At 41.8% G+C, this 20,932-nt stretch carries 20 protein-coding genes; 17 read left to right on the forward strand and 3 right to left on the reverse strand.

Annotated features, from left to right (window positions below; translation table 11 throughout):
• The first annotated feature begins 97 nt into the window (after positions 1-97).
• The 15 genes from SFRI_RS00285 (at position 98) to SFRI_RS00355 (ending at position 14,996) form a co-directional block, all read left to right on the forward strand.
• Entirely contained in the window at positions 98-1,777 is a 1,680-nt protein-coding gene (locus SFRI_RS00285) for a 4Fe-4S binding protein (RefSeq protein WP_011635546.1), read from the forward strand.
• 10 nt (positions 1,778-1,787) lie between these two features.
• Positions 1,788-2,453 (forward strand): TorD/DmsD family molecular chaperone, encoded by a 666-nt coding sequence (locus SFRI_RS00290; RefSeq protein ID WP_011635547.1) that lies wholly within the window; start codon positions 1,788-1,790, stop codon positions 2,451-2,453.
• 50 nt (positions 2,454-2,503) lie between these two features.
• Positions 2,504-2,701 carry a twin-arginine translocation pathway signal gene (locus SFRI_RS00295; RefSeq protein ID WP_011635548.1) on the forward strand — a complete coding sequence of 66 codons (198 nt, stop codon included), beginning with the start codon at positions 2,504-2,506 and terminating at the stop codon, positions 2,699-2,701.
• A 16-nt stretch (positions 2,702-2,717) separates the two neighbouring features.
• The gene (locus SFRI_RS00300; protein WP_011635549.1) at positions 2,718-5,567 is read left to right on the forward strand and encodes a formate dehydrogenase subunit alpha; all 2,850 of its coding nucleotides are present in this window, start codon (positions 2,718-2,720) and stop codon (positions 5,565-5,567) included.
• Positions 5,568-5,592: 25 nt separating this feature from the next.
• Positions 5,593-6,189, forward strand: a complete 597-nt coding sequence (fdh3B, locus tag SFRI_RS00305; RefSeq protein WP_011635550.1) for a formate dehydrogenase FDH3 subunit beta — start codon at positions 5,593-5,595, stop codon at positions 6,187-6,189.
• A gap of 48 nt (positions 6,190-6,237) precedes the next feature.
• Positions 6,238-7,254 (forward strand): formate dehydrogenase subunit gamma, encoded by a 1,017-nt coding sequence (locus tag SFRI_RS00310; protein WP_011635551.1) that lies wholly within the window; start codon positions 6,238-6,240, stop codon positions 7,252-7,254.
• Between the two features lie 259 nt (positions 7,255-7,513).
• A complete protein-coding gene (locus SFRI_RS00315; protein ID WP_011635552.1) occupies positions 7,514-7,903 on the forward strand; it encodes a septal ring lytic transglycosylase RlpA family protein in 390 nt (129 codons plus the stop codon).
• A gap of 166 nt (positions 7,904-8,069) precedes the next feature.
• Positions 8,070-8,843 (forward strand): polymorphic toxin-type HINT domain-containing protein, encoded by a 774-nt coding sequence (locus tag SFRI_RS00320; RefSeq protein WP_041412687.1) that lies wholly within the window; start codon positions 8,070-8,072, stop codon positions 8,841-8,843.
• 248 nt (positions 8,844-9,091) lie between these two features.
• Entirely contained in the window at positions 9,092-9,889 is a 798-nt protein-coding gene (locus SFRI_RS00325; protein ID WP_011635554.1) for an EcsC family protein, read from the forward strand.
• A gap of 108 nt (positions 9,890-9,997) precedes the next feature.
• Positions 9,998-10,921: a formate/nitrite transporter family protein gene (locus SFRI_RS00330; RefSeq protein ID WP_011635555.1), complete on the forward strand. Its 924-nt coding sequence runs from the start codon at positions 9,998-10,000 to the stop codon at positions 10,919-10,921.
• 94 nt (positions 10,922-11,015) lie between these two features.
• Positions 11,016-12,008, forward strand: coding sequence for an alpha/beta fold hydrolase (locus SFRI_RS00335; protein WP_011635556.1), 993 nt, complete (start codon positions 11,016-11,018; stop codon positions 12,006-12,008).
• 126 nt (positions 12,009-12,134) lie between these two features.
• Positions 12,135-12,851, forward strand: a complete 717-nt coding sequence (locus SFRI_RS00340) for a ZIP family metal transporter (protein ID WP_011635557.1) — start codon at positions 12,135-12,137, stop codon at positions 12,849-12,851.
• A gap of 59 nt (positions 12,852-12,910) precedes the next feature.
• Positions 12,911-13,297 carry a DUF2306 domain-containing protein gene (locus SFRI_RS00345; protein WP_011635558.1) on the forward strand — a complete coding sequence of 129 codons (387 nt, stop codon included), beginning with the start codon at positions 12,911-12,913 and terminating at the stop codon, positions 13,295-13,297.
• A 115-nt stretch (positions 13,298-13,412) separates the two neighbouring features.
• A complete protein-coding gene (locus tag SFRI_RS00350; protein ID WP_011635559.1) occupies positions 13,413-13,856 on the forward strand; it encodes a GNAT family protein in 444 nt (147 codons plus the stop codon).
• Positions 13,857-14,126: 270 nt separating this feature from the next.
• Positions 14,127-14,996 carry an EamA family transporter gene (locus SFRI_RS00355; RefSeq protein WP_011635560.1) on the forward strand — a complete coding sequence of 290 codons (870 nt, stop codon included), beginning with the start codon at positions 14,127-14,129 and terminating at the stop codon, positions 14,994-14,996.
• Positions 14,997-15,092: 96 nt separating this feature from the next.
• Here the strand turns inward: SFRI_RS00355 and SFRI_RS00360 are convergent, their stop codons facing one another.
• Complete coding sequence (locus SFRI_RS00360) at positions 15,093-16,133, reverse strand: DUF7450 family protein (protein WP_011635561.1); 1,041 nt, start codon at positions 16,131-16,133, stop codon at positions 15,093-15,095.
• 218 nt (positions 16,134-16,351) lie between these two features.
• Here SFRI_RS00360 and SFRI_RS00365 point away from each other — a divergent pair, with 218 nt between their 5' ends.
• Entirely contained in the window at positions 16,352-17,011 is a 660-nt protein-coding gene (locus SFRI_RS00365; RefSeq protein WP_011635562.1) for a hypothetical protein, read from the forward strand.
• Between the two features lie 16 nt (positions 17,012-17,027).
• On the opposite strand, the gene SFRI_RS00370 is transcribed toward SFRI_RS00365, so the two are convergent.
• Entirely contained in the window at positions 17,028-18,830 is a 1,803-nt protein-coding gene (locus tag SFRI_RS00370; RefSeq protein ID WP_150099359.1) for a tetratricopeptide repeat protein, read from the reverse strand.
• Between the two features lie 278 nt (positions 18,831-19,108).
• On the opposite strand from SFRI_RS00370, the gene SFRI_RS00375 reads away from it, so the two are divergent.
• Complete coding sequence (locus tag SFRI_RS00375; RefSeq protein ID WP_011635564.1) at positions 19,109-19,441, forward strand: DMT family transporter; 333 nt, start codon at positions 19,109-19,111, stop codon at positions 19,439-19,441.
• 197 nt (positions 19,442-19,638) lie between these two features.
• Here the strand turns inward: SFRI_RS00375 and SFRI_RS00380 are convergent, their stop codons facing one another.
• A complete protein-coding gene (locus SFRI_RS00380) occupies positions 19,639-20,802 on the reverse strand; it encodes an iron-containing alcohol dehydrogenase (protein WP_041412689.1) in 1,164 nt (387 codons plus the stop codon).
• Positions 20,803-20,932: the final 130 nt, after the last annotated feature.

A 20,932-nucleotide genomic window follows, 5' to 3' on the forward strand; every position in this document is an offset into this window, starting at 1 on the left:
GAACAAGTGAATGTCAATTAATGACGTGCAATAAGCGTGAACAGTGAAATGAGCTATCACTGTTAATGAGGTATAAAAACCGATAATTGGGAACGCAATGAGTATAAGAAAAAACCAGCCACAGCTGAAACAAGCACGACAACAGGTGATGGCGAATACGCAGATTTTGCAAAATTTAATTCCGCCCACTGTTAGCTATACCACCCAGGGGCATGTGCTTATTATTGGGCCTGAAGATCTCGCGCGTTTAGCTGCGGACAAATTGTCCACAATGGCAAGCCGAGTCATTTTAGCCAATGAGGCTATCACTAACCAAGATGAAACTCACCTTGAAGCGGTGATGAATGCAGCCACTGATGTCGAAAGTTATTACAATAAATTGGCCAGCGTAAAAGGTTTTTTAGGCCAGTTTCAGGTCAAAGTTGAAGGTGAAAGCGGTATTAGCGAACTAAGCGTTGTCGCCATTCGTCAAGCGCACTTTGATATTGTGCTCGATTTAAGCCACAGCCCATGCATTAACCTTGAAATGCTTCCTCCTGGTTACTTTTATGTCGGCCAAGACAGCGATTTACTTGCCGATGCGATTGCCAGTATTCCAGAGTTAATTGGTGAGTTTGATAAACCGCGTTATGTCCGAGTTAACAGCGATATTTGTGCCCATGATAAGCACGGCTTAAATGGTTGTAATCGTTGTTTAAACTTTTGCCCTGCTGATGCTATTAGTAGCGTTGCACATAAAATTGAAATTGACCCTTATCTTTGTCATGGCGCAGGCAGCTGTACTAATGCATGCCCAACTGGGGCGCTAAGCTATGATTTACCAACCCCAGCCTCACTGCATACTTACCTCGAAAAGTTAATTAGTCGTTATCGCCAAGAAGCGCAAACTGCCCCAGTAATATTATTTCATGACAATGAAGCTGGTGCAGAATGGATTAACGAGCAGTTAAGCGGTGACGTGTTACCTGTTGCAATGGAAGAAATCACTGTAGCAAGTATCGATCATTGGTTGGCTGCATTAGCCAATGGTGCACGCGAAATTTTAATTTTACACACACCGGCCACAGCACCAACATTACTGCAAATGCTTAAAGGTGAGTCTACATTAGCAAATCGCATACTCGACCAAATGGGGCAGCCACAACGGATTCGTTTAATTACCCCGTCAGAGTTAACCCAGTTAGATGACGCGCTAGCCGTTAGCTTAGCTTGGCCAGTGATAATGCCGATAACCTTGAGCGCTATCGAACCTAATACCAATGTAAAACGCAGTATTATGTTCCAAGCGATTGACCACCTTAACAGTCAAGCTGCAGGTGTCGATGACGTGTTAACCATGGCGAATATTCCTTACGGTATGGTTAGCATCAACAGTGAAAAGTGCACATTATGCTTGTCGTGTGTGGCAACGTGTCCAACCCAAGCGTTAAAGGATGGCGGCGACGCTCCTGCTCTTAAGTTTGTTGAGCAAGATTGCGTCCAATGCGGTTTATGTGAAGCGGCCTGTCCCGAAAACGTCATTAGTTTACTACCTCAAATCAACTTCAATCAGTCTGCAAGACAACAAGTTCAAGTATTAAAACATGAGCCTCCGTTTGAATGTATTCGATGTGGTAGTGAATTTGCCACCCAATCTATGGTGAAAAAAATAATTGAGATGGTAGGTGAGCATAGTGCGTTTAGCGCCAATATTGAACGTTTGAAAATGTGTGGCGATTGCCGTGTAAAAGACATGTTTGAAGACATCCTTGACGATCCAGAAAAGCAATTGCAATAAGAGATCTCCTATGACAGAAACAGGAAGACAAGTAAGTGAGAATGATCAGTTAAGAGCCGATATATATCAGTTGCTGGCTGCGTTATTTCGTCGCCAACCCAATACTGAGTTATTACAGTTTTTAGCTGGTTTAGAGGTAGAGGCCGAGGATGGCAATACCATGAGTCAAGCATGGAATGCGTTAAAACTTGCGGCAGAAAATAGTGATACCAACACCCTAGAAGATGAATACTTTGCCATTTTCTTAGGCGTAGGCAGTGGTGAGATTATGCCTTATGGCAGCTGGTTTATGACTGGCTCTTTAATGGATAAACCCTTAGCTGCATTGCGGAGTGACTTGATGTTACTAGGCTTTGAACGTGAAGAGAATGTTAAAGAACCAGAAGACCATGTTGCTGCATTATGCGAAGTCATGGGCTGTTTAATTTTAGAAGCGCCAGGTTACCGTCAGTTAGCGTTTTATCAACGTCATATTGGCAGTTGGATTATACGTTTTTGCGATAATTTGGCTAAAACACCTAGTGCTAATTTTTACCTAAACGTCGCGCAATTAGCTAAAGCGTTTTTTACCGCTGAAGCCAATGAATTTGAACAACTGAGTTTGGATATTCCGGTGAATTGTCCAGGTAGTGCTGACTTAGATCCGCTTGAAGAAGAGGTTGTACAAATTAACTAAACTGGATGACGGCTTATTTAGCCCCATCTTTATTTTAACAAGGAGACCATATGAAAAAGCAAGCTTCCGACATGGGTCGTCGTCAAATGCTCAAAGCATTAGCGCTCGGCAGTGCGGCAGGTGCTGTGGCCAGTGTCAGTGCACCCGCACTTGCTCAAGTCACTAAACCGTCTACAGAAGAGCCTACGGGCAATAACTATCGCGAAACTGAGCATATTCGCAATTACTATGCTTCGTTAAGCAAATAACAAAGGAGAGTGTGTGATGCGATTAACCCGCAAAACAGACACGGCCACCAAAGCTGAAAAGTCAGGCCTAGGTCTTAACCGACGTCAATTCCTCAAGTCTGCCAGTTTGGCGACGGGTGGTATTGCAGCGGCTTCAATGCTTGGCGCAGGTATGATGCGTAAAGCTGAAGCTAAAGATGTACCGCACAACGCACCTACAGAAATAAAACGGACGATTTGTTCACATTGTTCAGTAGGTTGTGGTGTTTATGCTGAAGTTCAAAATGGTGTGTGGACAGGGCAAGAGCCTGCGTTCGATCATCCATTTAACCAAGGTGGACATTGTGCTAAAGGCGCAGCATTACGTGAGCATGGTCATGGTGAAAAACGCTTAAAATACCCAATGAAGCTAGAAGGTGGTAAATGGAAGCGTCTATCATGGGATCAAGCCATCAATGAAGTAGGCGACAAAATGGAGTCGATTCGTCAAGAGTCTGGTCCTGATTCAGTTTACTTTATGGGTAGTGCTAAATTTTCGAACGAACAAGCTTATATGTATCGCAAATTAGCAGCAATGTGGGGCACTAACAACGTCGATCACTCTGCTCGTATTTGTCACTCTACCACGGTAGCCGGTGTTGCAAACACTTGGGGCTACGGTGCGCAAACTAACTCGTTTAACGACATCCGCAATTCAAAATGCATGATGTTTATTGGGTCTAACCCATGTGAAGCTCACCCAGTGGCGATGCAACACATTTTGATTGGTAAAGAACGCGGTGCCAAAATCATCGTAGTCGATCCACGTTTTACCCGTACAGCGGCTAAGTCTGATGAATATGTCCATATTCGTCCAGGTACTGACATTCCATTTATTTATGGTCTGTTATGGCACATTTTCGAAAACGGCTGGCAAGATGATTCATTCATTTCTCAACGAGTATACGGCATGGAACGTATCCGAGAAGAAGTGAAAAAATACACTCCAGAAGAAGTCGAGCATATTGCCGGTGTGCCAAAAGCACAAATGTACCGTGTTGCGAAAATGATGGCAGAAACTAAGCCTGGCACTATCGTTTGGTGTATGGGTGGTACTCAGCATCACATTGGTAATGCTAACACTCGTGCTTACTGTATTTTACAGCTTGCCCTTGGCAACATGGGTATAGAAGGCGGCGGAACTAACATTTTCCGTGGTCACGATAACGTACAGGGTGCGACTGACTTTGGTTTGTTATTTGATAACTTACCTGGTTATTACGGCTTAACCTCAGGCGCATGGGACCATTGGGCCAATGTGTGGGACCTTGAACCAAAGTGGATCACCGAACGTTTTGATCAAGGTGAATACTTAGGTCAATCACCACAAACATCTGCAGGTATTCCTTGTTCGCGTTGGCACGATGGTGTGTTAGAAGACAAAACCAAAATTGCCCAAAAAGACAATATTCGTCTGGGATTCTTTTGGGGTCAGTCTGTTAACACCGAAACTCGTGGTCGCGAAGTACGTGAAGCACTGAATAAAATGGATACCATTGTGGTCGTTGATCCATTCCCAACCATGGCGGGTGTTATGCACGAACGCCAAGATGGAGTGTATTTATTACCCGCGGCAACTCAGTTTGAAACTTATGGTTCAGTGTCTGCTTCAAACCGTTCACTGCAGTGGCGTACGCAAGTTATCGAACCATTATTTGAGTCATTACCTGATCACACTATCATGTATAAACTGGCCAAAAAATGGGGCGTTGCGGACCAATTCTGTAAGCACATCAAGGTTAATGGCGATGAGCCATTAGTGGAAGACATTACACGTGAATTTAACACCGGTATGTGGACTATTGGTTATACAGGCCAAAGCCCTGAACGTTTGAAAATGCACCAAGAAAACTGGGGCACATTCGACGTTAACTCACTTGAAGCACCCGGCGGCCCAGCTAAAGGCGAAACCTATGGTTTACCTTGGCCATGTTGGGGTACACCAGAGCAGAAACACCCTGGTTCTCAAATCTTGTACCGCACCGGACGTGAAGTTAAAGACGGTGGTGGTAACTTCCGTGCACGTTATGGTGTTGAACATAACGGCAATAACATTCTTGCTGAAGGTTCTTTCTCAAAAGGCTCTGAAATTCAAGATGGTTACCCAGAGTTTACAGCCGACATGCTAAAACAGCTTGGTTGGTGGGATGACCTAACAGCAGAAGAAAAAGTCAAAGCTGAAGGTAAAAACTGGAAAACTGATATCTCTGGCGGTATTCAGCGTGTGGCAATTAAGCATGGTTGTATGCCTTACGGTAACGCAAAAGCGCGTTGTATCGTGTGGAACTTCCCTGACGATATTCCATTACATCGTGAACCGTTATACACCCCTCGTCGTGACCTAGTGGCTAAATACCCTACTTATGAAGACCGTATGGTGGCTCGTCTACCAACGCTTTATAAAACCATTCAAGACAAGGATTTTGCTACCGACTACCCACTTGCAGTAACAACCGGACGTTTGGTTGAATACGAAGGTGGTGGTGAAGAAACCCGTTCAAACCCATGGCTTGCAGAACTACAGCAAGAAATGTTTATCGAGATCAACCCAGCAGATGCTGCAGATCGCGGTTTACGTGATGGCGATGACGTATTTGTTCACAGTCCAGAAGGTGCAAAAATTACCGTTAAGGCAATGGTGACACCACGTGTTATTGCAGGTGAATGTTTTATGCCATACCACTTTGCAGGCGTATTTGAAGGCAAGAGTTTAGCCAAAAACTACCCTGAAGGAACCGTTCCTTATGTGATTGGCGAATCTGCCAATACCGTAATGACCTATGGTTATGATGTCGTAACGCAAATGCAAGAGACCAAGTCTAGCTTGTGTCAAATAAGCAAAGCCTAAACACTTGATGAGGAGATAAGCCATTATGGCAGTCATGAAATTTCTGTGTGACACCAAACGCTGCATCGAGTGTAACGGTTGCGTCACAGCATGTAAAAACGAAAACGACTCTGCTTTAGAGTGGGGTATTCAGCGTCGCCGCGTGGTAACGCTTAATGATGGTGAACCAGGAGAAGCGTCAATCTCAGTAGCATGTATGCATTGTACCGATGCACCATGTATGGCTGTATGTCCGGCCGACTGTTTCTACCGTACCGAAGACGGCATTGTGCTACATAACAAAGATACCTGTATCGGTTGTGGCTATTGCTTCTATGCTTGCCCATTTGGTGCACCGCAGTTCCCTAAAAAGACTGCATTTGGTAGCCGTGGCAAAATGGATAAGTGTACTTTCTGTGCTGGTGGCCCAGAAGAAGATCATTCAGAAGCCGAGCGTCTAAAATACGGTTCAAACCGTATTGCAGAAGGCAAATTACCAATGTGTGCTGAACTTTGTTCAACCAAAGCATTGTTGGCTGGTGATGCAGGCATAGTGTCTGACATTTACCGTCAACGTATGGCTGCACGCGGTAATCCAAATGTGATTTGGGGCTACAATCCTAAAACAGGCGAAATGATTTAACCCAGAGCAATGGCTGCGATAATTTTCGCAGTCATATAAGGAGTGACAATGTTAACTTTAACGTTAAACAAATCACTGCGCAGGATGTTTGCTCTGTTGGTTCTGTGTATGGGATTGGGGTTGGTTACATCGCCGGTGTATGCCGCCGATGAACAATCAAGTCAGCAGCAAGCAAAGTCTAAAACCAGTGATGCAGATCTCTGGCGCGCAGTAAAAGCCGGCGAACCTGGATACAGTACAGACAAAGGCCTCGATGCTGATGTTCTAATAAATGTAGCTGGTAATGAAGGCAAGGTGTTGCGAAATACCTACTTAAAACCCGCACTAGGCTTAGCCGTTGTCGGTGTTTTTGCGGCCTTTTTAGTTTTTTACTTAGTTAATGGTCCATCAAAACTGAGTAAAGGCTTTTCGGGTAAAATGGTACTTCGTTGGAGTAAAAGTGATCTCTGGTTACATTGGATTATGGCAATTTCATGCCTAACCATGATGTTAACCGGTATAGTCATTATGCTCGGACGCCATTTCTTAGCCCCTTATGTCGGTGACGGTATTTGGGCTGGGATCATCGCCTTTAGCAAGTTTGCCCATGACTGGTCTAGCCCTATTTTTATGGTGTCTTGGCTGTTGTGTGTTATCAAATGGATGCCACTACAAACCTTCAAAATGTATGACTTGAAATGGTTTTTAGTGGTAGGTGGCTACATTAATTTTGGTCCGTTTAAAGGCAAGCATCCAGACAGTGGATTTGCTAACGCGGGTGAAAAAATGTGGTTTTGGACCTTAGCTATTTTTGGTCTAAGCATCAGCATAACAGGCATAATGTTAGTGTTTCCAACACTGGATTTACCGCGCGAACTGTCAATGCTCGCCTTACTTGTACATGGCTTAAGTGCGACGATTCTAATCGCATTTACCATCGTACATATTTGGATGGCGACCGTACTCAGTGAAGGCGGTATGGAGTGTATGGTATCTGGCTATTGTGACGAAAACTGGGCTTCGCAGCACCATAATGTGTGGTACGACGAAATCAAAGCCGATGGCAGCTTAAAATACAAAGAGTAACCCTGCTTTCTGGTGTTAATGCACCAGGTTGATGGCAGAGATAAAACACCTTGTTGGGTAACTAACAAGGTGTTTTTTATTGCTGCAGAAACATTAATAAGTTTTAGGATGCAGGTAATGAGTTGAATTGATTGCAGTAGATGATGGCGGTTTAATTTGAATCACTGTTCAAACTCAGTTAGTGTGCAGGATATTATTAAATCACTAGAAAACGAGTCGCTCTATAGGCTTGTTATGTGACAAAACAAAAAGACAAACAATGGTAGCCATTTCTCGAAATATTCAACTTTTACTCTTTGCCTTTATATTGGCAGGTTGTTCAACGATCCAATCTGGTGCTGGTGGAGATAGGATCGGTTTCACTGAGTCAGGCCAAGCCTCGTACTATAGTGATAGACATCAAAACAACAAGACTGCAAGCGGTGATATCTATCAGCATAATCAAAAAACTGCTGCTCATAAAACGCTACCATTTGGCTCTAATGTAAAAGTGACCAATACCAACAATGGTAAGAGTGTTATCGTTAAAATTAATGATCGTGGTCCGTTTGTTAAAGGACGCATCATTGATCTTTCAAAGTCTGCCTTTAGCAGTATTGGCAATATATCTACAGGGGTAATTAACGTTAATATCGAAGTCGTCCGCTAGCACTTTGTTATGGTGTTATATGGCTTGTTGACCTGGCATATAACAGAATTTTAGCGTGATAACCAAGTGGCTATATCTGTGGATTTTACAGACTAACGTTTAGCATACAGTTTGGTTTTGCTTTCTTTAGTTGAGCTTTTATAAGAGGCCGGTTTCTAGCAAGCCATTGTTTAAAATTAATTTTGTGAGTCGTGAAATTAACCCAATTAAACAACTATTCGGAAGTGTTGCTAAAGATATGATCGAGATTGAATATTCTATAGGTGAATTAGAAACGTCGATGCTTGTTGTCGAGGAACACCGTTTTTACCTTATTACAAAGGAATGGATAAAGGCTGTAGAGCTGAATGTGGGTGACCAAATATTAGCTTGCAGTGATGCTATCGCTAAAATAGAAAGCATAAATAAAGTTGAAGGTTCAGCCCATTGCCGCGACTTAAAAATAAGCCATAATCATAATTATTTTGTCACCACAGCACGCCCAGCATTTCATGACACACTCTGTGAGAGAGCCCCTATAGAAAAGCTTGAGCGTATTGCATACGAGTTGGCAAATAGGCCCTCAAATTTCCCTGATGGTAAACCAACAGGTCACCATGGTGGTCCTTGGGTCGCGGCTAGATATCTACACTGCGATTTAAGCAAAGAAGTCATCGGCTGGGGTCGTGCCAACGACAACATGTGTGCTGAAGATGCCGCGGTAAGTGATTTGAGACAAAAAGTGGCCGATGCTATTGGTGTGATTGAATTACATCGAGGTAATGTAGATATTTCACATGCCTATTTGAGGAAATATACTAAAAAAGGCCGTTTTGTGAATAAAATGAGTCCTTGTGTTTACTGCCGTGATAATTATGGCAGCGCACTAAATGACACCACTGAAGGTGTGAGTAATTTGCCTAAAGATGGTCGCGATTATCTACCCCCAGTAGATAAATAGCTCTCAACTACATTTCCCCATCATTCAGCAGCCCACAACGTCATTTTTGCTGAGTTAACTTGAGATCCGCTTAAGTCATAAAGCCGTATTCGCTATTTTGAATCGAATGTCGTTGAGGGAGTATTGTTCAATAAGTGCTTTAAGTTGATTTGCATCCAATGGCCTTTTACTTCAAATTGGTTCTCAATATTTTTTAAAGTGCAGTACATAACTGCAGGATTATTTTACTTAACAACTAAGGGGGTTATTTGAATATTTCAGAATCACATACAAAAGAGCTTTTAGTTGCCAAATCGCTATTAGAAAATCCTGGTCTGGCGGTAAAAATAACCAATTTAATCGGTACTCCTATTGAAAAAGGGTTAGCGTTACTACCTGATAACTGGAATAAAAATATCGCTAAAGTGACAGAGAAGTCGTTAATTAAAGCATCTGAAGCGGCAATATTTACCATGAAAGATATTCCCGGAGAAGAATCGTCCAATCTTTGGCATAAATTAGGCGTTGCTGCGAGTGGTGGTGTGGGTGGTTTCTTTGGATTAGCTGCGATAGCTGTTGAGCTTCCTATTTCAACATCAATCATGCTGCGATCTATCGCTGATATTGCTCGTAGTGAAGGTGAATTGATTACCACTCTGGAAACAAAAATGGCTTGTTTGGAGGTGTTCGCGCTGGGGGGCGAAAGTGATTTAGATGATGGTAGTGAATCCGGATATTTTGCAGTAAGAGCCGCCCTAGCAAAATCGGTATCAGAAGCTGCTGAGTTTATGGTTAAAAAAGGTATTACCGATGAAGCAGCGCCTATGTTAGTCAAACTTATTACTAAAATAGCTGAAAAGTTTGGGGTTCAAGTTACTCAAAAAGCAGCAGCCCAAGCGGTACCTGCTATCGGTGCCGCAGGTGGTGCCATAATCAATACATTGTTTATTGATCACTTTCAAGATATGGCGAGAGGTCATTTTATTGTGCGAAAATTAGAGCGTATATATGGGTATGAGACAATAAAAAGCGCATATCATTCATTACCTAGAAAGGGCAGTAAATAACCATTGTTCGGGATATTAGTGTTTGTTGAATTGGTGATATAAAGCATATATTCTTTATGCACTTAAATAGAACATCAAGCTAGATTTAAGCCAGAAAAGGATATCAATATGACACAGCCAGGATCTGATCAGGCCGAAAATACCAAGTCGACAATAAGCAGTGATATAAAGTCTGGCGACAAGGTTAGCAAGCGTGAAGTGCGCGAGAGTGAGCCGACACAACCAGAAATATCGCTGACAGGCTCTGAACGTGAAGCTGTGGTTGAACATGGCAGTCTTTCATCGCTTACGGTTTATTCTATTATTTTGCGTGAAGGTCAAGAAGAACTAGAGCGGCCCTTGATGTCGTTGTGGTGGTCCGGAATCGCGGCTGGTATCGGTATTTCCTCGTCTGTTTTAGCTGAAGGTATTATCCGTAGCAACATAGGTTCCGATCACCCTTATTTATCTATTATCGAAAGTCTTGGTTACACTTTCGGTTTTGTATTGGTCATTCTAGCAAGACTGCAACTTTTTACCGAGAACACCATAACCGTGGTGCTGCCGCTACTCGCCAACACCACACAACGCCGTCTTTTTTGCACCGCTCGTTTATGGGGGATTGTGTTAGTAGCAAATTTTGTTGGTACGTTTTTGACGGCGGCAATTGTCGTGCACGGCAACATACTGACAGAAGACATCCTCACCGCTATCCTCCAGATATCTCGCCATGTTGCAGAGTTGACGCCTTCAGAGACATTAATGCGTGGCATTCCAGCGGGCTTTTTTATTGCCGCATTGGTGTGGATGCTGCCTTCGGCGAAAGGATCTGAAGTGTTGGTCATAATTATGTTTACATGGCTTATTGCTGCTGGTGAGTTTACCCATGTTATTGCAGGATCTAATGAGATATTTAGCCTAGTGCTAAATGGGGAAATGAATTTTTTCACTGCGTTGTCACATCATATTGGCCCCATGCTGATGGGTAACATCATTGGCGGGACAGGACTGTTTGCGATGTTGGCTTATGGCCAAGTTCGACAAGAAATGTAGGTATCCTGTTGAAAAAATAGATGTTGTTTTAAATCAAAATGGCTGTCATGGTGCAGTTTGTTGTTGATGTATAATTTATTTGAACGAGAGTGATATGAAGAAATTTTGTTTGGTACTAGTAACTCTATTCGCGGTGGTATCACAGGCATTTGCTGCAAATCCGGTTAAGTATAATAAAGAGTTAGATGGGTTTGATTACCCCTTTGACGTTAAGACATTTAATGTTAACTCGCAAAATAAAGATTTAAAAATGCGTTATATGGATATTGGCGATAAAAACGCAGACAAAGTCATCGTGTTGTTGCACGGTAAAAATTTCTCCGGCTATTATTGGGAAAGGGTTGCTAAGGATTTACTTAAGAACAATTACCGAGTCATCATTCCGGACCAAATTGGCTTTGGTAAGTCTTCAAAACCCGATTTTTACCAATACAGCTTTGGGCAGCTGGCGCTCAATACCAAGTTGTTATTGGATAGCTTACACATCAAAAAATTTGATCTGGTTGGTCATTCAATGGGCGGGATGTTAGCGACCACATTAGCGGCTAATTATTCTAATGCGGTTAATAAATTGATTCTAATTAATCCTATTGGTTTGGAGGATTACAGCAAATATGTTGAATTTAAAGACGTTAACTTTTTCTATAAAAATGAACTTGCTAAAACACTCGATAAAGCAAGGGATTATCAAAAAGCAAACTACTATGACGGCAAATGGTCCAGCGAATACGAGCAACTGTTAGTGCCTGTTAAAGGGATGCTTGCTGGGGATGACTGGCAAGTTATAGCTTGGAATAACGCGTTAACTTATGGTCCTATTTTCTCAGAGAACATAGTGGATAGATTTTCGCAGATCACCAATAAAACCGTACTTATTATTGGTACTCGAGATAAAACTGGCCCTGGTAAAGGTTGGTTAAAAGAAGGCGTGACCAGAACCTTAGGTGATTATAAAAATTTGGGTGTTGATACTCAGAAATTGATTAAAGGTTCAGTACTGATTGAGTTGGATGGATTGGGTCATATGCCCCAGTTTGAAAACTATGATGTTTTTATAAAAGCATTTCACCAGGCTATTGAGCAGTAATAAACCTAGCCAAAGTTAATACGATGTTCATTAGGTTCGACATCACCAGAAATAGTTTCATTATTTCATGCTGATGTCCTGTTATGGCTGGTTACAACAGCGTTATACCCTTTAAAGGATTAAATCATGTCTTTGCTGCTAACCGTTATAGCATCAACATTGCTTGCTGGTTTGGCTATGCCTTTAGGAGCCATGATTGCCCGTTTTGAAAAAGTGGGTAATGAGTGGATTGAACAGGAATTCAGACACAGTGTCATGGCATTTGGGGGTGGGGCATTATTGTCTGCTGTTGCTTTGGTGTTAGTGCCAGAAGGGATCGCACATCTTAATCCATTAGCTGCATGTATTTGGTTTATGGTCGGTGGGCTTAGCTTCATGGCCCTTGATATTTACCTTAATAAAATAGATACCCCTGCCACTCAACTTGCTGCAATGCTGTCAGATTTTATTCCTGAGTCAATCGCGCTAGGTGCGGCTTTCGCGACCGGAAGTAACAATGCATTTTTACTGGCGGCATTAATCGCGTTACAAAATGTGCCGGAAGGTTTTAATGCCTACCGAGAATTAAATGCCTCTTCTGCGTATAAGCCCCAAAAAATTATTATCATGTTTTGTTTGATGGCAGTGTTAGGCCCTATCGCTGCAATGTGTGGTTATTTGTGGTTATCAGAGTCCCCAGAAATTATTGCTGCAGTGATGCTTTTCGCATCGGGCGGTATTCTTTACTCCATATTTCAAGATTTGGCTCCTCAGGTAAAATTAGAAAAACGTTGGGCACCGCCAATGGGGGCTGTGTTTGGATTTTGCCTTGGTATGTTGGGATTAATGTTAACCACATCATGATCACCGCGCGGCATAGCATTAATTCAGCAAAAATTAGTGTTGCTAACAGAGAGTAAAAAATGGATTACAGTCACTTATCTTATCTGCATTTAGTCACAGTCGTCCCAGCATTTTTCATTGGCAGTTATTTGCTTGTTGTTCGAAAAGGTACAGCTAAACACAAAGCACTAGGCAAAATTTATATGGTGCTGATGTTGTTTACTGCCATTGTGTCATTGTTTATGCCTGCTCAACTTGGGGCAAGTTTTTTGAATCACTTTGGCTATATTCATTTGTTAAGTCTTCTAACGCTGTACGCGGTTCCTGCTGGCTATTTTTATATTAAAAAAGGCAATGTGCGAGGACACAAACGAAGCATGATTATTTTGTATTGTGGTGGCCTCATTGTCGCGGGTACCTTTGCTTTTATGCCGGGTAGATTATTGCATGATTGGATTTTTAGCTAATTGGTTGATTGACTGTAAGACGCTTTTAAACTTTATTATCCATGGTAAGTTTAGTTCTTAAGTGGATGACGTGGTTTGACCTAAACGTTAAAAACAATGCACACATGGTGGACTTATGAAATACCAATTTGGTTCAGGAACGGTATCAGATGTTTTGGATGTTTTAGCATTAACACCAGAGTTTGAAAATGTCATATGTGCAGACTCTATTGGCAACAGATTGGCTGGGAGAAACTATTTAATTCTCGTTGCTCGATATGAGGCCAAGCCTGTCGGCTTTAAAGTAGGTTATGAGCTACCTGATGGTCAGTTTTACAGTTGGTTAGGTGGTGTAATTCCTGAACATCGCCAAATGAAAGTGGCCTCTCAATTACGCCTACTTCAAGAGTCATGGGCTATTGAGAATGGTTTTAATTCTATTAAGGTTAAATCCATGAACCAGTTTCCGGCCATGTTGCAGATGCTTATCGCGAGCGGCTATCAAATCTGTGGTTATGAGAATAACGGATCAATTGCCGAGAGTAAGATCGAATTTATTAAATTTTTGCAGCCACAATGAAACAAATAAACAAGCAGCTGTGGGCTAAATTTATTAAGTCGGCGTAAGCCTGCCTTACATGCCATGTTACTAATGTTCGTACTAAATGTGTGTTATTAGGTCAATTAACCTATCAAAAACCATTATGAAAATGCCTAGGTAAAGTAGAGGCTGGCGCAATTTACTCAATGGTATGACTTCTGCGCATGATGGTAATAAGTGCTGCCGTGTTTGACTTGCCTCAGGTAGAATGCCGACTCTGAGGTTTTTCTTTTTTTGGATATATTCTAGATGCAAATCAATCGTGTACTTCTGACCGCTGTCGGCAGTGTTTTGCTGGCAATGGTGACCATTCAATCAGGTGCTTCTTTAGCAAAGCAACTTTTTCCCTTGGTTGGGCCGGAAGGCACTACAGCATTACGTTTAGGTTTTGCCGCGGCCGTACTTTGGATGGTGTTTCGTCCATGGAGAGCCTTACCCCAAGGCCGAGATTGGCAGAGTATTATTATTTATGGTTTGTGTTTAGGTGGGATGAATATTCTGTTTTATTTAGCCATTGAACGTATCCCATTAGGGATTGCGGTTGCGCTAGAGTTCACTGGTCCTTTAGCGGTGGCATTGTTTGGGTCTAAACGGAAAAGTGATTTGTTTTGGGTTGCTTGTGCGATAGCGGGTATTTTGCTTCTTATGCCAAGCTTGTCTAGTACACAAGGCCTCGATTTAGTCGGGGCATTAATGGCGTTGGGGGCGGGAGCATGTTGGGCTGGATACATTTTATTTGGCACCCGTACTGGTAAGCAGGCATCAGGCGGTATTACGGTTGCTCTCGGGATGACTGTTGCTGCAGTGGTGTTAGTGCCTGTAGGCGCCGTTAGCCAAGGTTTGGCGTTACTTAGCTGGGAAGTCTTGCCGCTTGGCTTATTGGTTGGGGTGTTATCGAGTGCATTACCATACTCGTTGGAAATGATAGCCCTTAGAAACATGCCAACACAGGCCTTTAGCGTGCTAATGAGTCTAGAACCTGCCATCGCCGCATTGGCTGGTTTTGTTATTTTAAGTGAGCAATTAACCATGCTGCAGTGGTCTGCCATTGGTTTAGTGATTATTGCCTCAATTGGCAGTAGTTTTACGCCTAAGAAAGCCATTGAAATGGGCGTGTAATACTTAACACTCGTTTCGTTTTAGCTTTTATTTATCCTTGTTATATTATTAAAAAGTCAGAGAGGTTACTCACTGACTTTTTGGTTAATGGCTATTTTATCGCTGCTTCAATGGTTTCATTTCAGCTCTTTGCATTTCTCGTGGAATTGGCTTACCAGGTTTATTTGGTTTAATTGGGCCTAAGTGCTTCTTACTCGACGGTACACAGAACAGCTCTCGTTGATCATTCATTAGTTCATCGGGTGCGAACTGATTATTGATCTCAAGATTACGGCTTTTGACTTTATTTTGCTTTACAAAGTCATAACACACCAAATGGCGCTCTTCATCACGAATTTTATAAAGCTTTTCATTATGAATTTTACTTGAAGGGTTACACAGCAATACCGGCTTGCCTAGCACTGCACGGGTTTTACCAAATTGATCTTCTATCATAATGGTTTCTTCACGAAGTTTATCTGCTTTTCGCACCCCATAACATTGGAAGTGTTCTCCAGGCATATGGACAGCAACCGGTGCCGCTTCAACGATATCCCCACAGGCAGCGGTAAATACAGAATAGGTTTTTTGGGCTAAATTACTTGTCGACCATGCCCAGCGAAAATTATTCACATTGACATTACTGGCTAGAGGGAAGTTCATCGTCCCCCAGGGTGAAGTGCCTCCTGCGACAGAGCCAGGCAACAGGTAAGGTGATTGGCCATTAGCTAACGAGTCCGCAATTAATGTATTAATTTGACTTGCATTAGGTCCGCCTGTTTGTGCCCAACCAGACGATGGCGTCGAAGATTGGTGTGCTTTAAAATGTCCTGAGCCGGTATAAATCGTGCTATCGCCTTTAAAAATAGCCGCCATACCCTGTGACACTTTACCATCCCCCCATGCAATAACACTGACTGAACAGGTTTCTAGTGATTGTGCTGAGTTGTCGATATCGAACTTGAGTGATTCAATTTTTTTCCAATTACTGCCATTCGCACCACGATATACCACAGTAGGTGAACTACCATTACCTGGTGAATGTACCACAATGAAATCATTGTCTGCGGTAACGTTAGCGGTTATTGGGGTTGCTGCGACCATACCAGATGCGCTCATTAGGCACATACTGATTAATGTTTTTTTGAGTATACTCATCCTGACTTTCCTTATTCTGGTTTAGTAAATGTTTGAATCATGCTTAATGACTTAAGCTGAGTTAAAACTAACAGTTAAGATAAAAAAGTCAGTAAAGTTAGAGGGTTAAAAAGGGGGCGTTTTGTGTTTTACCCAAATTTACCCTAGTATTTAGTGGACTATAAAAATGGAAATGCATAGCGTCTAAGATGATGCATTCATTCTAAAAAGGATATTTTATGAAATACATATTACCCCTAGTCACTTTGCTTAGTTGTGTTGGTAGCGCATCAGCGCACCAACTTTCATTTAATGAGCTCACACCAGTCAGCACGGCGATTAAAACCGAAATCACTTTTGAATTGAGCGAGATGGATATGATTAAACAGTATCATTACCGTGCTCAGTACTTTGATATTGAAAAGTGGATGACGAATAAACAACTGACATTACACAATGATCATGCAGCTGCAACAAATGGTGCACCGCAGTCGATGAATACTCGTCAGATGCAGCAACCGGAAGTTGAAATAGATGATTTAGGTGGTTTTCATGGTGTGATAGACCCATTCATGAAGCTACAAGACAATAATGTTAATTCACCCGATCTTAATAGCGTGACAAATCGAATCAATATCGCAGGACTTGTGGCTGTATCGATGTGTAATGCTTACGCTTCGATTAATATCAAAGATCAAAACAATAATCTAATGCCAAAGTTTATTGCACCCAATAGCTTTTTAGTGGGAATAGACCCTGCGACAGCACAACAAAGTGATTATTCGTTATCCGAAGGAATAAAATTTAGTTGTGTGTATAAAAATGTACTCAAGCCAGTAGTCAGAGACAGTGTACGCGACATGAAACTACAACAACCATTACTCAAAAAAGGCGGGTAAGCCCGAAAGTAACAGATTACGATGTGCCTAATGACTCGCTCTTGATCACTTGCATTATTTGGTCAAGGTGCGAGGTCAGTAATGTCCTATCATCATTTGACAGGTGGCATTCAGATAAAATGAAGTGACATGTTTTAACCACATTACGCCAGCGTGGATTAGCGGGTAATTTTTTTACCTGTAGGTATTTATCTAAAGAACGTGTTCTTAGACGGCCAGAATCGATAGATATCGTCCAAATTTGGCTTCTGTCGGCTAATTCTACTTTATTAGTTTTAGTGCTTTTCTCCCAAATACTGATGCAATCAATCATAGTATTCACTAATAACTCCGCAAAAGAAGCTGTTAATTCTGAAGGCGATAATGGCGTAGATTCCTGTTGCTGGGCGTCGTCTTGCTCTGCTGTATCGTCATTCGATAATAAAAATAATTGCTGCTTATGTGACTCTATTATGGTCATTAAATGCTGCTGGGCTTTACGTTTTCTATAAATATAAAAGCTCACAATAAAGCCGACTAACAAGCCAACACTGGTGATTCCAAGGATTAAATTAAGTAATTTATCAATTTTTTGGCTCTTCTGTTGACCGACAATTTGCTCTTCTGCTAACGCTCGTTGCACTCGTTCATTCTCTATATCGCTTTGAATGACTTTAATGTTCTCACTGTATTTTTTCTCCAATAAGATCTCATGCAACTGTTGATATTTCTTTAGATAAACCAGGGACTCATAAGGGCGACCATTGTCATAATATAACTCGCTTGCGTAGTGATAAATGTTCATTTTTTGCAATGAATCTTGTTTAGTGTCGCTATAGTCCATTGCGCTTTCAATAAATTTTATTGCCTGAGTCGCATCTTTTTGATGTGTGGCTATTTGGGCTTTTAAATAGAAAATTACGTCATGAAACGAATGGTCATCGCGGGTTAAATATTCCGATAATGTGTTGGCGACATCTAGAGCGGGCGTAAATTCATTAGCATTGATATGGATGGTGGCTACATTAATTAGCGCAGAAAGCCTATCGTCACCGACAAGGTTATCGTTGTAGGCTTCGATGACCTTATTACTGTAGAAGTTTTTCTTATTAAACTGGTTGTTTATATTATATATCTCAGCAAGGTTTCCGTAGAGATGCGACATATAACCGATAACATGAATATCTATATTATGACTTGTGTAGCGTAAGTAATGCTCCAGTGATAGTTCAAAATAGCGCTGGGATTCTTTAAATTTTTCGAGTTTTTTATAAATCAGACCAAGGTTGTTGAGGGTTATCGCAGTATAAAAGTCATTACCTAGAGCCTCTTTAATCGCTAAACTCTTCTGGTAGTAACTCAATGCTTTGTCATATTGATTCAAATACTGTTCAGTGAGTGCTAAATCGTTATAACTTTTCGCTAACCAAATTTCTGACTCTTGGGTTTTAGCAATGCTAAAAGCTTGTTCAAATAAGGTTTTAGCTTCTTGATAGGACTTTCTATAAAGTTTTTCCGCGGCTTTCTTACGTAACCAAAGATATTGAACATCGACATTTTGAGTAAATGCAGCGCTGCTTTTAACCTCATCAAGCATTTGTTCCGCAGCGACTTTTTCACCTAACTCTTGGTAAATATCATATAAGGTTAGTTGTAACTTGGCGGCAACGATGGGGTATTTATCAATGTCTAATATTTTGAATTGTTGGCTGCAAAAGCTCAAGCTGGCTTGGGGGGACACCTGTTTTATACGGGCTTTACACTGCTCTAATGCTGAACTGGTTTGTTGTTTCGTTTCTTCTTGGGCTGTTAACTTAGCCGTCGTTGCAGGTATATGCATCGAGCATAACGATAACAATACACATAGAAAAACTGCAGTAAATCCCTTCACTCAATCACCAAGTCCAATCATTAATATCGTTTAAGTCTTATTACACCGTCAAATAGGTGTAATGTCAGTTAACATATTAACAACATAAACCGATAGTCAACGTAAATACAAGAGATAGTAGCGATTGACCATGTGCATAGCTAAGTAACAGATCTAAAATCGAAGGCTGTATTTATATTGTTTAATCTTTATACTTCGCGGCTGTTTTGTCTCTATAGAATGTAAAAATGAAAAGTTGGATATTTTTAAGTGTGGCAATTTTAACTGAGGTTGTAGCCACTTCAGCGCTTAAAGCCAGTGATGGATTTTCAAAATTAACGCCTTCAATTGTAGTTATTGTGGGCTACGTGTTGTCGTTTTATTTTTTATCCTTAGCGCTAAAAGGTATTCCTGTTGGTATTGCTTATGCAACTTGGGCTGGATTGGGCATTGTGTTAATTACAGCTATCGCTTGGGTGATGTATGGGCAAAAACTCGATTTAGGTGCGCTGGTGGGTATGACGTTTATTTTAGTCGGTGTCGTTGTGATGAATTTATTCTCAAACGTTACGCCGCATTAATCGTTAACCGAGCTGCGTGGTTTCGTTTCTCTCTTTAATACGGCATTCATTTTTTGTATAGGGGCTAGTGCGCCGCTCATTTTTGGGTAACAAAAAAGGGCTTAACAATGATAACCATTGTTAAGCCCTTTTTTAGTATCAGATAGTCACTCAAGCCCAATCGATGAATAAGTGCATCGTTTGGGTTATAAGAGCTATTACCACGCCATGTCTAAAATCTTACGGCTGGTGGCTAAATCGACTTTGCCGCTTTCAGATAATGCCGTCATACCATGTGCTTCTAAAGCATCTACTACTAGGCCAAGTTGTTCTTGCGTTACACCGTGATCGCGTAAACGTACCGGTAAACCCACTTGCTTGAAGAAAGCCTCTGTTTTATCAATGGCTTGATCTACACGGCTCGCTTCATCACCTTCAGTGATATCCCAAACACGTGCTGCGTATTGCACTAATTTAGCGTGTTTTTGCTCTTTCAACACGCGCCATAATGATGGCAATACAACGGCTAGCGTTTGTGCGTGGTCGATATGGAATAGTGCGGTTAGTTCATGACCAATCATGTGAGTAGACCAATCTAACGGCACGCCTGTGCCTATCATGCCATTTAAGGCAGATGTAGCACTCCACATTAAGTTGGCACGGGCATCATAGTTTGTTGGCTCTTCAACAGTGATTGGGCCAATTTCAATGAGGGTACGCATAATACCTTCTGCCATGCGGTCTTGTACGCGGGCATCAACTGGGTAAGTCGCATATTGCTCAAGTACATGTACAAACGCATCGACAACACCGTTTGCGACTTGGATTTTTGGTAAGCTGAAGGTCAATTCAGGGTCAAGCATGGCAAATGTTGGGTAAGCACATGGGTGGTTTACTGGGAACTTACCACCTTGATAGCTTACGACTGCAAAGGCGTTCATTTCTGAACCCGTAGCCGGCAGGGTCGCAATAACGCCAAGTGGAATAACCTTGTCATTAGCAACTGGAACAGGTGTAAAGCCGTGATGTAATAAGCTTGCCGTGTCGCCGTCAAACTGAGTGGCTAGAGCAATAAACTTGGTGCCGTCCATCACTGAACCACCGCCAACAGCGAGTAAGAAGTCGATATTTTCTTTACGAGCAACTTCAACTGCTTTAATCAGTGTGTCGTACTTAGGGTTAGCTTCAATACCGCCAAATTCAAATACTGTGCGGTTACCTAATGCTGCTTTAACTTTATCTAGTGTGCCGAAACGTTGTACGCTGCCGCCACCGTAAGTGATTAATACTCTTGCATTTTCTGGGACAAGTTGGTCTAACTCTGCAATACGGTCTTTACCGAAAACAACATGAGTAGGGTTACGATAATCAAAATTAAGCATAATTGTTGCCTTTTGGTTTAGCATTGAAACAAATAAGTGGCTGATTGTGTATATAGATTATTTGTACACAACAGCAACGATAAATCATGTAGCTATGATAGCCCTTTGAGTCAAAATAAACATACACAGA

The organism is Shewanella frigidimarina NCIMB 400 (genome assembly GCF_000014705.1).
GTDB lineage: Bacteria > Pseudomonadota > Gammaproteobacteria > Enterobacterales > Shewanellaceae > Shewanella > Shewanella frigidimarina.